Origin of the sequence: Bradyrhizobium sp. SZCCHNR3119, from assembly GCF_032487775.1 — a bacterium.
Lineage (GTDB): Bacteria > Pseudomonadota > Alphaproteobacteria > Rhizobiales > Xanthobacteraceae > Bradyrhizobium.
The window spans coordinates 5,645,385-5,660,573 of record NZ_JAUEUV010000001.1 but is presented as its reverse complement, the minus strand read 5'-3'; the positions used below and the strand labels follow the sequence as shown (position 1 = coordinate 5,660,573).

Genomic DNA, 15,189 nt, shown 5'->3' with positions numbered 1-15,189 from the left:
GGCTCTCACCCTACTGCGTCACACGTGCCGTCATTCCGGGGCAGCCCGTCAGGGCTGAACCCGGGATCTCGAGATTCCGGGTTCGATGCTGGCGCATCGCCCCGGAATGACCGTGAAGCGGACCATGTCTCGCGCTTGTGAACGCAGTCGTACTAATCCTGAACGGCGTACTGCTTGGACAGGTGGTCGCCGATCTGGACCAGCATGGCGACGCATTCGGGATAGCCGGGCTTGTCGATCGTCGCCTGGTCGGCACTGGCGCGGAATTCCCAGGAGCTGCCGTCACGCACGATGGAAATGCGCATGCCTTCCGGACAATCGGCGTGAACCTTCAGCTCGGCAACCGCCATGGCGATCAGTTCAGCTTCGGTTTTGCTCGGCCTGCTCATCCGCTAATCCCCCGCGTAAGACCTGAATGGATGGCGCTTCCGCCCCGCTACTTCTTCGGCTCGTCGAAGTTCAGCGGCGGTGGCAAGTCGATCTGCGGGATTTCGATCTTGACCTTGTCGAGATCCACCTTGCTCGGCGCGTCCAGCAGCCCCGTGACCGTGATCGGGAATGCGATCACCAGCGCGACCATGATCAACTGCAGGCCGATCCAGGGCATCGCGCCCCAATAGATATCCGAGCTCTTGACCTCCTTGGGCGCAACCCCGCGCAGATAGAACAGCGCGAACCCAAACGGCGGATGCAGGAACGAGGTCTGCATGTTCACGCACAGCATGACGCCGAACCAGATCAGCGCGGCCTCGGCGCCGACCACCGGCGCCAGGATCTTCTGCGCGATCGGGGCGATCATCGGCAGGATGATGAAGGCGATCTCGAAGAAGTCGAGGAAGAACGCCAGGAAGAAGATGAAGAGATTGATGAAGATCAGGAAGCCCCACACCCCGCCCGGCAGCGAAGTCAGGAGATGCTCGAGCCAAACCCCGCCATTACAGCCGAGGAACACGACCGAGAAACAGGTCGAACCGATCAGGATGAATGTCACCATGCAGGTGATGCGCATGGTGGTCTCATAGCCCTGCCGGATCAGGCTGCGCAGGTCGGGGATCTTGATCGCTTCGATGCAGACCCACGCCAAGGCCAGATAGGCCACCGCGAAGCTGATCTTGAAGACGAGATTTTCGGCGACGAAGATGCCGACCATGGTGCCGATGCCGCCGGCGATCACGCCCAGGATCAGGAGCTTGCGTCCGGTCGAGCTGAAATCCTTGTGGTGAATGACCGCGAGCACGATGGCGCCGACCGCGCCCATGGCGCCGGCTTCGGTCGGCGTTGCAAGGCCCAGCATCATGGTGCCGAGCACCACGAAGATCAGCACCGCAGACGGAATGATGCCCAGCAGGCATTTGCGCCACAGCGGCCAGCCGGTCAGCGTGCGCGCTTCCTTCGGCACCGGCGGCACGTGGTCGGGCTTGATGAGGCCGAGCACGAAGGTGTAGCCGGCGAACAGCACGATCTGGAACACCGAGGGGCCCCAGGCGCCGAGATACATGTCGCCGACCGACTTGCCGAGCTGGTCGGCAAGCACGATCAACACCAGCGAGGGCGGCACCAGCTGCGTGATGGTGCCGGAGGCCGCCAGCACGCCGGTGATGTAGCGCATGTTGTAGCCGTAGCGGATCATCACCGGCATCGAGATCAGCGCCATGGCGATGACCTGCGCCGCCACGGTGCCCGTGATCGCCCCCAGGATGAACCCGACGATGATGACGGAGTAGCCGAGCCCGCCACGGATCGGGCCAAACAGCTGCCCCATCGAGTCCAGCATGTCCTCCGCAAGCCCGCAGCGTTCCAGGACGGAGCCCATGAAGGTGAAGAACGGGATCGCCAGCAGCAGGTCGTTCGCCAGCACGTTGCCGTAGACGCGCTCGGGAATGGCCTCGAGAAAGCTGAGGCCAAAGAAACCTTCGTGGATCGCCAGAAAGCCGAACGACAAGCCCACCGCCGCCAGGGTGAATGCGACGGGGTAGCCGATCAGCATCGCCAGCACCAAGCCGCCGAACATCAGCGGCGGCATCATCTCGACTGTGATCATTGGGTCGGCCGCTCGTATTTGGCATCGATGGTCAGCTCGCCGCGCAGTGCGGCGATACGCTTGATGACCTCGGAGACGCCCTGCAGCGCCACCATGAAGAAGCCGGCCGGCAGCACTGCCTTGATGGGCCAGCGCAGCAATCCGCCCGCATTGCCGGAATATTCGCCGATCTCGTAAGCGTTGTAGAACAACGGCCAGGACAGGTAGGCGAGCAGCAGGCAGACCGGGATCAGGAAAAACAGCGTGCCGATAAGATCGAGCCAGAGCTGGCCGCGTTCGGAGAGCATGAGGTAGAAGATTTCGACCCGGACATGCTCATTGCGCTTGAACGTATAGGACGCGCCGAGCATCACGATGATCGCAAACATGTACCATTGCGCCTCCAGCCAGCCGTTGGAGCTGTAGCTGAAGGCGTAGCGGATCATCGCGTTCACGGCGCTGACGAGGCAAGCCCCGAGCACCAGCACGTTGCAGATGTTGCCGACCTTCTCGTTCAGCTGGTCAATCGCGGCGCTCAACGCCAGCAATGCGCGCATAGCCCCTCCCCCTCGCCACAACTCGGACGACGGGCAAGCGCGTCAACATCAAGCGCACGCCTGGTCTCGGCAATACAGTACCGTACTGCTACGGTGCCTGCCCCCGTCCGGCTCCCGCCCATCTTGACGACGCCCGAAGCGCCGTAGGCCTATTCGAGCCGCGGACAAGGAGTGGCGCTCCATCGCAAAGCGACGCGGTCAGGTCAATCGAAAAGTAGACAAACTGTCGCAACCGGGGGCGCCGTGGTGCCGGGATGTTCAATGCCACCCCTGCCACCTTCACGCATGGCGGCAGCGGAAAGACGGTGGCGCGGGCGAACGCATGCATCGCCGAGCTCCAGGCCTCTATCGCCGATCGGCAACGGCTGGCGGATCGCGACGTTCGCCATCAGATGGGCAGGCGCAGCCGCCCCATGCCGAACCCTCCACATCCATACGGACGCCTTGCACATCGATGCACTTAAAGATTGCCTTAGATCAAACAGACGTGCAGGAGCGACTGCTATCGAAAAAGCGTGCGATCGAACGGCGACGAGATGAGATGCCCCCTGTAAAGGAAGCACAACATGCCAATCTATGCGAAATGTTATGCTTGTCTCTGCACGCAGTGCGGCTACAGCTGGGAGCAACTGGGACAGCCAGGCGGGTGTGCTAATCCAAAGTGTGCAGGGCGACAGGTTACCTATCGCGAAATCCCCTGCCCGAAAAGCGTAGAGCAGACAGCGCGTGGCGATGGGGACAAGGATGCGCCGTGGTATTCTTGTCTGTGTACGCAATGCAACCACAGTTGGGAGCAACAAGGCACGCCCGATAGATGTCTCAATCTCCGGTGCGCCGGGAGCCAGGTCATCTACCGAGAAATTCAAAAGCCCGGTCTCGCCTCCTCCACGTCTCAGCCATGAAGGCGCGCTGAAATTCCTTCGCCGAAGCCTCCATTTCTGCAGACGTTCGCGACCTGGGGCGGCGGCGTATTCTGCGCCGGCAGCTCACAAAGCTGGGCGCGTCTCATATCGGTGACATGAATGCAGTCCAACATTGTCGCCGTAAATCCGATGCCGATGCGCTAGACGTTCCCGCAATCCCTGCCCTCTCAGGCCGACGGGCTTCAGCGCCTCCGCGCCGCTGCCGCCACATGAGATCACCTTGCGGTTCCACGCCGCGCGGCGACCGACAAGATTCCGCACCACCTAACCTTCAGCCGACGATCAAGCCGTAGAAGGCGCCGGTCCAGGCAGCGAGAGCAACCAAGATCAATCCCGGGACGACGCGAAGAGCAAACGAAAGTCCGCCGCTCGTGGCGGCAAGCACGATCTTGCTGATCGTATTCGTCGAAAGCCCGGCCAGAATGGGCAGGATCGCGTCAGATCCTGTGATCTTCCCTGACGCAACAAGCGAAGCGACCGAGACCGCAGCGGAGTGTGTATCAGCGAAACCAGCAATGGCTGCGGCGATGATGATGCCATTCTCGCCGAACCGATCCTGCAGCGCGGCGCACGCGACGAGAATGATGGAAAGGGTCAATGCAAACACGAATGCCGTCCAAAGACTGAACGCGCGGCCCCCCTGCAATTCCGCGTCAGTCCTCTGTCGCAGCGCCAGCACGGTGAATGCCGCGCCGTAGACGGTGGCAGCCATACCGGCGCATATCAGAGACACTGCCAGGGATAGAAGGGTCGCCATGCTTGTGACGGCCAAAACGAGTGCCATCTGGATGATCGTTGCTATTGTTGACAATACGGCGCCCGAAGCTGCAGCGGCGATCACTTCCTTTGCCTTGGCAGCACGAGCGCCCATTGCGGCGATGGTTGCTGTGCTCGAAATGAAGCCTGAGGCGAGGCCGGCGATCGGAAGTCCAAATCTGGCGCCCATCATACGTACTACGACATAGCCCACGGCGCTGATCGCCATAATCAGTATGACGACAATCCAAATCGAGTGCGGATTTAGTGCACCGTATGGTCCCGAAGGACGGTCGGGTACGAGCGGCAGGACGACAAGCGTCGCTGCCGCGAAAATCAGGGCGTCTTGCAGTTCGGCTTCCGTGAGAATGTTGCCGACGAACTGATGAAGCCGAGATTTGGCGGCGAGGAGAACAGCGATGACGACCCCGATGCCTCCAGCCAGCGCGGGGCGTTGCATCGCAAGGCCACCGAGCAGGACGGTTGCCGTCAGTGCGATCTCGGTGGTAAGCCCAGGATCATCTCCATGCCCGCGCCAATAGGCGACTGCGATCAGGGCGATTGCGCCCGCAGTCGCAATCGCGAATAGCATCTGACCGCCGACAAGGAAGCTGATAGCACCAGCAAGCGATGTGACGGCGAACGTTCGTAATCCGGCTGGGGAACGCGATGGGCCAGCACCTTTACGGCGTTCTCGCTCGGCGCCGATCAACAGGCCGATCCCGAGTGCGACGGCTAGGTTGAGGATCACGGGATCGACGATGCTCATTCTTCCCTCCGCTTTTCCGACATATGCCGACGCCGAAAGGCAGAAGACGCGTGCGTATCACAAGAACGCCCTCTTAGGAATTGCCAACCTCCCGATCCGGGTCAGACGCCGCCGGATGCCTAGCTCACTGGCTAAACGTCATACGCGATAGCCTTTCCTCGCAAGGGGTGGGACCGCGCCGCCGGCTTCGCAAAGCCCAACGCAACGTCCAAGGATGTGTGCAGGCCTCCAGGCACGGCGGGATTTCGGTGACAGTGCATTTAACTCAAGGGGATTTCGGTGACAGTGCATTTAACTCAAGCGCCATCGCGCTCAACGATCCTCCGGCTCGGCCGGTTTCGGGCCGCGCTTGCCGGCTTTGAGCACGCGTCCGGTCAGCTTCTCGATGCGGGCGAGGAAGCGGTCGCTACCGACCGGCCGGCCGATGCTCTCGGCGGCACGCAGACGGCCGAACAGATCATCCTCGTCCTCCGGAGCGCTGCCCAGCAGCCCGGCGACATCCGGAAAAATCTCCCTCACCGCCGCGCGAGCGGTCACGCCGTCGTCCCTGCCGCGCAGATGCGCGCGCGTGCTCGACCATCGCCAATCCTGCGCGCGCTCGACCAGCCGCGCCCGCACCGGATTGAGACTGACATAGCGCAGCGCCGCCGCGAGATGCGCTTGATCCATCGCCACGGCGCCGAACCGTCCCTGCCAGAAATGCCCGCTGCGCTTGCGGCGAGCCTGGACGATCCCGGCATAGGCGCGATGCACGCGCGACAGCGCCCGGCGCAAGCCGTCGGCATCCGACGGCACCAGGATCAGGTGCACATGGTTCGGCATCAGACACCACGCCCACACTTCCACCTCGGCCGCGAGGCAATGGGTCGCAAGCAGGTCGCGATAAAGCGCGTAGTCGTCATCGCCGAAGAAGGTCCTCGCCCGCCCATTGCCACGCTGGGTGACATGGTGCGGCAGACCGGGAACGACGACACGGGCAAGGCGGGCCATGACGCATTCTGCGCTCTCGGATCACCGATGTCAATTAAATGCACTGTCACCGTAATTACGTAATTAGATTATCTCTTGGTCAAACTGGACGATTTGACCTTCAACGCGCCGATCTACGCCAACTTCTTCGAAAGCGCAGAGACCTACGCCCTGATCGGGTCCCACAGCCGCAAGCCCAACGGCGGCGGAGCGAGGGAATTACCGTATTTCATTCGAGTGGTGCAGAGCGGCACGTGCCCGAGTAGGACCCAATCAAAGTATCCCCACACCGGAATCGGCTTGCGGTTCCCTCCTACGCGGCGTAGCTTTCCACCATAGGTCGTCCGTTCGAAAGCAATCCGTCGGGTTCAGCCAAGCGGGAGAGAGCGATGGCGGACCAAGTCCCGTGGCACCTTTCCGGTGACTATTTCGAGAATTGTAGTTGCAGCCTCGTCTGTCCGTGTCTCGTGTCGGCGGCGCCGCCGCTGACGGCGCGGCCGACCGAGGGCTATTGCGGCGTGCCATTGGTCTTCCACATCGAAAGCGGCCGCTATGGCGAAGTCGCGCTAGATGGGCTCAACGTCTTTGTCGTCCTCCATGCGCCCGGTGTCATGGCCGAGGGGAATTGGTCGCAGGCCACCTATATCGATGAGCGCGCCGACGATGCGCAGACCCAGGCGCTCACCGCGATCTTCAGCGGTGAGGCCGGCGGTCCCATGGCGGCGTTCACGCCCCTGATCAGCAAGAACCTGGGTGTGAGCAAGGCTCCGATCACATTCCAGATCAACGGCAAGACGCGGTCCGCCGAAATTCCCGGCATTCTGCACATGTCGGTCGATCCGTTGCCGACCATGCATCCGAGCGGGGAAATGTGGGTGAACATCGGCCACCCCGTCGCCCCCGACCGAATGGTGATGGCGGTCGGCGCCGCCGGCAACACGTTCAGCGATCATGGCATGCGCTGGGACAATTCCGGCAAGAACGGCCTCTACGCGCCGATCAGTTGGTCCAACCAGGCCTGACACGGCCGGCAACATCCAATCGCACATGAGTGACACCGCCCTGGAAACCGTGCTGCGGCGCGATCGCTGGATCGTCGGCGGCGCGATCGCCCTCATTGCCGCGCTGGCGTGGGCCTATGTGCTGTGGCTCGCCAATGACATGGACATGGGCGGCATGGACATGACCGGGTTCCGCATGATCCCGGCCGGGATCGGAATCATGCTGCCGGCCGATGCGCCGTGGCGCGCCATCGAATTCGCCTATGTGTTCCTGATGTGGGCGGTGATGATGGTGGGAATGATGGCGCCCTCCGCAGCGCCGATGATCCTGATGTACGCCCGTGTGGGTCGGCACGGGAAGGCGCAGGGCAAGCCGTTCGCTGCGACCGGCTGGTTTGCGGCCGGCTACCTGCTGGCCTGGAGCGGCTTTTCGCTGACAGCAACCGTTCTCCAATGGGCCATCGAGCGGGCCGCCCTGCTGGATTCCCGCATGGTGCTCGCCAGCAGCCTGCTCGGCGGGGTTCTGCTGATTGCGGCGGGCGTCTATCAATGGACTCCGCTTAAGGACATCTGTCTGGCCCAATGCCAGTCGCCATTTCTGTTCCTGATGCGGCATGGTGGCTTTCGCAGTGATCCCAGCGGCTGCCTGCTGCTGGGACTTCGGCACGGTGGCTATTGTGTCGGCTGCTGCTGGGTCCTGATGGTGCTGTTGTTCGTCGGCGGGGTGATGAACGTGCTGTGGATCGCGCTTTTGGCCCTGCTTGTGCTGTTGGAGAAACTCACACCGGTCGGACGCTGGATCGCGCGTGCCGCCGGGATCGCATCTGTCGCTGCCGGCGCCTGGCTGCTGCTGTCCTTGGCGTGACGTTCAGCGGTCATCTGCCCCTCAGAAGAACTCTGCTGGCATCGGCGGTCACAGCGCAGTTCGTCAACCGACCTGCCTGGCGCCAGCAGGCCGGGAACTACGGCCGTTTGGGCGAGTTGCAGCAGCGTGGAGAGGATCGTTGGATGAGCGACAGTTCCGCTGATCGCTTGTCCTCCATTCGGCATCGTTTGAACAGAGAGGCGACAATGAAAGCACCCCTTCTTCTTGCTGGCGCAGTGATCATCGGATGCGCCGCCCCCGCAATGGCAGATGAGTACTACGTCGTGCAAGGACCCAGCCATCACTGCACGATCACCACCACGCGCCCGGCGGACAAGGAAATCGTGACGCAGATCGGACCCATGGCCTTCACCAGCCGCGTGGAAGCCGAGGACCGCATCAAGCAGACCAAGGTCTGCGAAGACGAAGGCACCGTGGGCAGCAGCAGCACGACGGTCATCAAGGAGAAGTAGTCGACGGCGTCATTTCAATCGAGCTCCGGCGACATGAGGTCGCGCCGATTACTATCGGCGCGACCTTGTTGTTCGCAACCGACGCCACGGTTCGGCTTCGTCGGGAATGGCCGATCGGACTCAAGGGCTGCACATTGCAAGGGATACCGCACTCATTCCTGCCCGTCGGGCGACTCGCCCCGGCTGAGCAGACGCGCGAATGCGCGATCCGGCTCATTTCCTGCCAATCGAGGAGCGATTGAGGCCTAAATCGACCCGCGCCGAAAAACTCGTTTCGCGAGCCGGTTCAAAACGATCACCCTTGTCCAGTCCCCTCACGAAAAATATCCCTCTTTCGCTTTATCAGAAATTGTGATTTCATTCGCTCGTCCCGCCTCGCTGAGGGGTGTATCGCGATCGTCACGGACGCTGAGCGCGGGATGCGGTGGGTGTGTCGGGTTGCAGCGCGAGCATTCGCGCGGACGAACGACTCCGGCACGCACGGTCAAGTCGCGCGGTCCTGATACCCCGACGCTGGTATCACCTGCGCAACGCGCCTAGCGCGTTGTCGCAGCATGGTGGCCAACAAGCCCGGCGCACCAAGGAGAACGCGAAGCAGCCGTTAAAGCCATCGTGCAGGGAATGCCGGGATGTCTCGGCTGGACCTGTGGTGACTGCCGCCTGCTTTCTTTCTGCAGGCGGGCCATGGGTGCGGCCAGCTCCCGGCATTCCCTGCTCCTCTTCCTAAAGAGGAGGTCCATCATTCAGAGCTCGGACGCAATACGCGCCGCGAGAGCGCGACGTCATGTCGGAAAAGCCACGTGGAGCATGGCATGGTGCAATGCGGAGAACATCGAACGCGGCAGCGAACGCGCTGTCCCGCCGCGATCGATGGCGGTACGACTGCCTCGCTCCGGCTGTCCTCCGCGCAACGCGCGGGGCGCTCCGGGGCCCGCTTGCGGGGCCGCTCTCTCGAGAAAGGGTGCTTTCCGCCCCCTAGCCTCTCACTTTACCACTCCCAAGCAAGGCTTTGACGGGGCGTCAATTTCTCTTTTTTCCGATTGACGGGACCAGTGGCCGCTGAAATGGTGCGCCCGATTTTCACGCCTGCCGGGCCGGATAGGGCCGCTGCGCGACATCCGCAGCCAGAAGTGCAGCGCGAGAGGAAAGCGGCATGGAGGAGGACCGGCGTTGCAGTCGCTGCTGAAATTGAGCCGTGGGATCGATGCGTTCACAACCTGGGTCGGGAAGCGGCTTGCCTGGTTGATCCTGCTCGCCGTCATCGTATCCGCCGTCAACGCCATCGTCCGCAAGGTGTTCGACACCTCCTCGAATGCCTGGCTCGAGCTGCAATGGGTGCTGTTCAGCGTCGTGTTCCTGCTGTGCGCGCCCTGGACCCTGCTCGATAACGAACACATCCGCATTGACATCGTGAACAACATGATGCCGAAACGCGTCCGCGACGTCATCGACATCGTCGGCCACGTGTTCTTCCTGCTGCCGCTCACGATCGTCATGATCGTCACCAGCGTGCCGTTCTTCCTGAACTCGTACGGGATCAACGAGCAGTCCAGCAACGCCGGCGGACTGCCGCAATGGCCGGCGAAATCGCTGATCATGATCGGCTTCGCTTTCCTGCTGGTGCAGGGCATCTCCGAGCTGATCAAGCGCATCGCCGTCATGCGCGGACTGATTCCTGATCCGCATGCGTCGAAGGCGCACGGGATCGAGGCCGAGGTCGAGCACCTCGTCGAGGCGATCGAGAAGAAATGAGCGCCGGGCGGCGGGGGGATTAGATGGAAGCGTTTCTGATTGCCAACCTGGCGCCCATCATGTTCGGGTCGCTGGTCGTGGTATTGCTGCTCGGCTATCCGGCGGCATTCTCGCTCGGCGCGGTCGGCCTGTTCTACGCGCTGGTCGGCATCGGGCTCGGCGAGTTCCGGCCTGACTTCCTGCAGGCCCTGCCCGAGCGCGTCTACGGCGTGATGAACAACGACACGCTGCTGGCGATCCCGTTCTTCACCTTCATGGGCCTGGTGCTGGAGCGCTCCGGCATGGCCGAGGACCTGCTCGATACTATCGGGCAGCTGTTCGGCACGGTGCGCGGCGGCCTCGCCTATGCCGTGGTGTTCGTCGGAGCGCTGCTTGCGGCGACCACCGGCGTGGTCGCAGCCTCCGTGATCTCGATGGGCCTGATCTCGCTGCCGATCATGCTGCGCTACGGCTACGACCGGCGGCTCGCCGCCGGCATCATCGCCGCCTCCGGCACGCTGGCCCAGATTATCCCGCCCTCGCTGGTCCTGATCGTGATGGCCGACCAACTCGGCCGCTCGGTCGGCGACATGTACGAAGGCGCCTTCATCCCCGGCCTCGTGCTGTCCGGCCTCTATGCCGGCTGGGCCTTCATCTCCAGTATGATCTTCCCGAAATCGGCCCCCGGGCTGCCGAAGGAAGCGATCGGCTATCGCGAGGACAATGGCAGCCGCGGCCTGACCTCGCTCGGCCTGCTGTTCCTGGCGAGCTGCGTGTTCGGCTGGTACATGTTGCGCGGCTCGGACTATCACGGCGCCGACTTCGTCGTGCTGTCGATGTTCTCCGGCATCGTGTTCGCCTTCGTGGTCGCGGTCGTCAACTGGGTCATCGACCGTCTGACCGGCTTCCGCTTCCTGTCGAAGATGGCGCAGCAGACCACCTTCGTGATGGTGCCGCCGCTGTTCCTGATCTTCCTGGTGCTCGGCACCATCTTCATCGGCCTCGCCACTCCGACCGAAGGCGGCGCCATGGGCGCGGCCGGCGCCATCATCCTCGGGGCGATGAAGCGGCGCCTGAGCTTCGACCTGATCCGCCAGGCGGTGGAATCCACCGCCAAGCTGTCGGCCTTCGTGGTCTTCATCCTGGTCGGCGCGCGCGTGTTCTCGCTGACCTTCTACGGCGTCAACGGCCACGTCTGGGTCGAGAGCCTGCTCACCTCGCTGCCGGGCGGCCAGATCGGCTTCCTGATCTTCGTCAACCTGTTCACCTTCGTGCTGGCCTTCTTCCTCGATTTCTTCGAGCTCGCCTTCATCGTGATCCCGCTGCTTGGGCCGGCCGCCGAGCATCTCGGCATCGACCTGATCTGGTTCGGCGTGATCCTGGGCGTGAACGTGCAGACCTCCTTCATGCATCCGCCGTTCGGCTTCTCACTGTTCTACCTGCGCTCGGTGGCGCCGAAGGAGCCCTACATCGATCGCGTCACCGGCAAGAAGATGGAGCCGGTGACCACCGGCCAGATCTATTGGGGTGCGGTGCCGTTCGTGGTGATCCAGCTGATCATGGTGCTGCTGGTGATCCTGTTCCCGTCGATGGTCATGCACTACAAAGGCGCGGCTTCGACCGTCGATCCGAACTCGATCAAGATCGAGATCCCCCAGATCGACGCGCCGCCGCTCGACTTCGGCCCGCCGAAGTTCTGATGGGCTGGACAAGATGAGAACCCCCCGGCGTACCGCGCCGGGGTTCTGTTTTGACTTCGATCCCAGCCTCAGCTCTGCGAATTGCGCGCCATGAAGGCGTCGTAGTTGAGCTCGGCGACCTGGAACCAGGCATAGCCGTTACTTGCGAAGTTTGTCAGTGACTCATAGGTCTTCTTGAAATCGGCATTGCTGGCGGCCACCTCGTTGTGCAGCTCGCGCGCCGCCTTGAGACAGGCCTGCATGATCTCGGGCGAGAAGCCGTGCAGCTTGGCTCCGTTGGCCAACAGTCGCCGCAGCGCCGGCGGATTGGCCTGGTCGTACTTCGCCATCATCCAGTTGTTGGCGTAGTGACCGGCCTGCTCGAGGACATTTTGGTAGTGCTTTGGCAGCGCATTCCAACGATCGAGATTGACGAAGGCCAGCAGCATCGGCCCGCCTTCCCACCAGCCCGGATAGTAGTAATGCGGCGCGACCTTGTAGAAGCCGAGCTTCTCGTCATCATAGGGACCGACCCATTCGGCCGCGTCGATCGTCCCCTTCTCCAATGCCGGATAGATGTCGCCGCCGGCGATCTGCTGCGGCACGGCACCGAGCTTCTGCATGACGCGCCCGGCAAAGCCGCCGATGCGGAATTTCAGGCCCTTGAGGTCATTGACGCTGGTCAGCTCCTTACGAAACCAGCCGCCCATCTGGCATCCGGTATTGCCGGCAAGCAGCGATACGACATTATACTTCTTATAGAACTCGTTGAGGATCTCCCTGCCCCCGCCCAGCATATACCAGGCCTGGTTGATCCGCATGTTCGGACCGAACGGGACCGACGAGCCGAAAGTGAAGGTCGGGTCCTTGCCGAAGTAGTAGTAGGAGGCAGTGTGGCCGATCTCGACCGTACCGTTCTGTACCGCATCGAGCACCTGCAGCCCCGGCACGATTTCGCCGGCGGCAAACGGCTGGATCTGGAATTTGTTGTCGGTGGCTTCGCCGACCATTTTGACCATCATATCGGCGCCGCCATAGAGCGTGTCGAGCGATTTCGGCCAGCTCGTCGGCATGCGCCACCTGATCTCGGGCATCGATTGCGCGATCGCCGGCGCAGCGAGCGCGGCAGCACCGGCCGCGCCAAGTCCGCTGACCTTGATGAAATCCCTTCGCTTCATGCTGTCCTCCCTCTTGGACGATGATGTGTCTTCGTTTTTTCTGGCCTTCGTGCGAGGCCTTTTGCGCGTCGATCATTCCGATGACGACACGTAGAGATCAGTCTGGAACATTCACCGACAGGGTGCCATGCGAAAACTATCCCGCAACGCAAAAACCAGCCTCTGAGCACTGGTCTGTCGAGGCGGGAGGAGCAGCAAGAGGAGTTGGTCGTACCGACGGAGAGGGATTAGTTCGCCAGATGACCTGCGCTCGCCGGCGCATCGCCAGCCAGCCGAAAGCGCAGCGTGAACTGCGCTCCGCCTTGCGGCAGGTTCTCGACCGCGATCGTCGCAGCATGGTCGTCGACGACCCCGCGCACGATGGACAGTCCGAGTCCTGCCCCGTCCGTGTGACGATGGTCGCCGCGCCAGAAGCGCTGGAAGATCAGCGCCTGCTCGGACGGCCTGATGCCCGGGCCGCAATCGCGCACGCGCACCGAGCCGTCCCCGGACACCTCGATGTCCACCGTCGTTTTCGGCGCGGTGTATTTGATGGCGTTTTCCGCCAGATTGAAGATCGCCCGTTGCAGCAGATCGGCATTGCCGCGGATCATGACCGGCTCTTCGGTCCCTTTGAGCGCAATCTCCTTGCCTTGCGCAAGCGCATACGGCGCGATCGCCGCGACCACGTCGGCGCAGACCGTCCGCAATTCGGCAGTCTCGGCGGGATCGACGACCAGCGTGTCGAGCTCAGCAATCTCCAGGAGCTGGCTGACAATGCGACTCATGCCCTCGATGTCTGCGAGCAGCTCCTTGGTGCCGGTGCGATCCCCGAGCGTTTCTATTCGGGTGCGCAGCACCGCAAGTGGCGTGCGCAGTTGGTGCGCAGCATCTGCAGTAAACTGGCGTTGCACCCGAAACCCGTCCTGCAGGCGATCGAGCGCACGGTTCACGGCCGTGACCAGCGGCACGATCTCACTGGGCATCTGTTCGGTCGGCAACCTGATGTCCGTGCGCGACGGTCCGATATGGCTGGCCTTCTCGGAGGCGCGCAGCAGCGGCGCAATGGCCCGGCGGAAGATCAGGATGTCGATCGCGAGCACCGCGAGCAACGTCGGAATCGTGATCCATCCTACCCGCCGAAAGAAGTTGGCGGCGATATCGTCGGTGATGACATCGCGATGGGCGAGGTCCTCAGCGACCTGGATCGTCAGGCTTCGACCGCCGATGCTCTTGCTGACGCTCGCTCCCGAGATCGAACCGGAGGAATGCGCGCGCGGCGGCAGGATGGCGGCCCCGCTTTTTCGAGAGGAGAACAGCACCTGCCCGGTTTCGTCGAGAACATCGTAGCCGTAGCGGCCATAGGCTTCGGAATAGAGATCCTTCTGGCTTTCGGAGAGATTGAGACTGACGCTGCCGTCCGCCGCTGCGGCGAGACGATCGGCCAGCGCCTCGGCCTGGCTGTGCATCACGCTTCGCTGCAACTGGTCGATCTCGGAAGTCAGCAGCCAGAACAGGATCAAGGGCAGCACGATGGCGGCCACCGTGATCACCAGGATGTGCAGCAGCACGATACGCGAGATCAGCGATTTGAAGCGCACCCTATTTCTCCTCGGACATCAGATAGCCGACGCCCCTGATGGTATGGATCACGATCTTCGCGCCATACTCCCCCAGTTGCTTGCGCAAACGCGAGACATAGACCTCGACGGCGTTCGATCCGACCTCCCCGGACAGTCCGAACAGATGGTCCTCGACGTTCTTCTTCGGCACCACCCGCCCCTGCCGCCGCAGCAGGATTTCCAGCACCGATGTCTCCCGCGCCGACAGGGTGCGAGGCACACCGTCGACGAAGATCTGCCGGCTCTGGGTGTCGTAGACGAGATTGCCGAGAGCGAGCGAACGGCCGAGCAACTGGCCCGGACGACGGAGAATTGCTTCCAACCGCGCGACCAATTCCTCCAACGCGAATGGCTTCGCCAAATAATCGTCGGCGCCGCGGCGCAGTCCTGCGACTCGATCCTGCACACCGCCGCGTGCCGTCAGCACGATCACCGGCAACGGATCGGCCCGTCGCCTCAGTTCGGCCAGGACCGCCAGGCCGTCATCATCGGGCAGACCGAGATCGAGAATCATCGCAGCGTAGTTCACGTCTCGGAGCGCGTCTCGCGCCTCGGCAGCCGAGTTGACCCTATCGACGTCATAGCCCGCGGCAACGAGCCCTTTCGCTACAAGCTCAGAGAGCTCGACATTATCTTCGACGATCAGAAGACGCATCACGATACTCCC

General features: G+C 62.6%; 13 protein-coding genes and 1 pseudogene. 6 read left to right on the top strand and 8 right to left on the bottom strand.

The features are described from left to right. Positions 1-152: 152 nt before the first annotated feature. The 5 genes from QX034_RS26075 to QX034_RS26055 all read right to left on the bottom strand — a co-directional run bounded on the left by QX034_RS26075 (position 153) and on the right by QX034_RS26055 (position 6,015). A complete protein-coding gene (locus tag QX034_RS26075) occupies positions 153-389 on the bottom strand; it encodes a hypothetical protein (protein ID WP_315705210.1) in 237 nt (78 codons plus the stop codon). A 47-nt stretch (positions 390-436) separates the two neighbouring features. After that, complete coding sequence (locus QX034_RS26070) at positions 437-2,041, bottom strand: TRAP transporter large permease subunit (protein ID WP_315705209.1); 1,605 nt, start codon at positions 2,039-2,041, stop codon at positions 437-439. After that, on the bottom strand, positions 2,038-2,577 hold the full coding sequence (locus QX034_RS26065) for a TRAP transporter small permease subunit (protein ID WP_315705208.1): 540 nt from the start codon (positions 2,575-2,577) through the stop codon (positions 2,038-2,040). Before QX034_RS26065 ends, QX034_RS26070 begins: the two co-directional genes overlap by 4 nt. A gap of 1,194 nt (positions 2,578-3,771) precedes the next feature. Continuing rightward, a complete protein-coding gene (locus QX034_RS26060; RefSeq protein ID WP_315741331.1) occupies positions 3,772-5,025 on the bottom strand; it encodes an MgtC/SapB family protein in 1,254 nt (417 codons plus the stop codon). A gap of 312 nt (positions 5,026-5,337) precedes the next feature. Then, positions 5,338-6,015, bottom strand: coding sequence for a transposase (locus tag QX034_RS26055; protein ID WP_315761826.1), 678 nt, complete (start codon positions 6,013-6,015; stop codon positions 5,338-5,340). 66 nt (positions 6,016-6,081) lie between these two features. Between QX034_RS26055 and QX034_RS26050 the strand changes: the two are divergent. From QX034_RS26050 to QX034_RS26025, 6 genes and pseudogenes are all read left to right on the top strand, one after another. After that, a pseudogene (locus QX034_RS26050) lies at positions 6,082-6,198 on the top strand (DUF736 family protein); the annotation flags it as partial. Between the two features lie 185 nt (positions 6,199-6,383). Continuing rightward, positions 6,384-7,016 (top strand): DUF1326 domain-containing protein, encoded by a 633-nt coding sequence (locus QX034_RS26045; RefSeq protein ID WP_315705204.1) that lies wholly within the window; start codon positions 6,384-6,386, stop codon positions 7,014-7,016. Between the two features lie 25 nt (positions 7,017-7,041). Further along, entirely contained in the window at positions 7,042-7,860 is an 819-nt protein-coding gene (locus QX034_RS26040) for a DUF2182 domain-containing protein (RefSeq protein ID WP_316196001.1), read from the top strand. Positions 7,861-8,066: 206 nt separating this feature from the next. Continuing rightward, on the top strand, positions 8,067-8,333 hold the full coding sequence (locus QX034_RS26035; protein ID WP_315705472.1) for a hypothetical protein: 267 nt from the start codon (positions 8,067-8,069) through the stop codon (positions 8,331-8,333). Between the two features lie 1,170 nt (positions 8,334-9,503). After that, positions 9,504-10,085: a TRAP transporter small permease subunit gene (locus tag QX034_RS26030; RefSeq protein ID WP_315705202.1), complete on the top strand. Its 582-nt coding sequence runs from the start codon at positions 9,504-9,506 to the stop codon at positions 10,083-10,085. A gap of 23 nt (positions 10,086-10,108) precedes the next feature. Beyond that, a complete protein-coding gene (locus tag QX034_RS26025; RefSeq protein ID WP_315741334.1) occupies positions 10,109-11,764 on the top strand; it encodes a TRAP transporter large permease subunit in 1,656 nt (551 codons plus the stop codon). A 68-nt stretch (positions 11,765-11,832) separates the two neighbouring features. On the opposite strand, the gene QX034_RS26020 is transcribed toward QX034_RS26025, so the two are convergent. From QX034_RS26020 to QX034_RS26010, 3 genes are all read right to left on the bottom strand, one after another. Further along, on the bottom strand, positions 11,833-12,921 hold the full coding sequence (locus QX034_RS26020) for a TRAP transporter substrate-binding protein (RefSeq protein ID WP_315705200.1): 1,089 nt from the start codon (positions 12,919-12,921) through the stop codon (positions 11,833-11,835). A 227-nt stretch (positions 12,922-13,148) separates the two neighbouring features. Continuing rightward, entirely contained in the window at positions 13,149-14,501 is a 1,353-nt protein-coding gene (locus QX034_RS26015; protein ID WP_315705199.1) for a HAMP domain-containing sensor histidine kinase, read from the bottom strand. Between the two features lies 1 nt (position 14,502). Beyond that, positions 14,503-15,177, bottom strand: coding sequence for a response regulator transcription factor (locus QX034_RS26010; protein WP_316195999.1), 675 nt, complete (start codon positions 15,175-15,177; stop codon positions 14,503-14,505). Between the last annotated feature and the right edge of the window lie 12 nt (positions 15,178-15,189).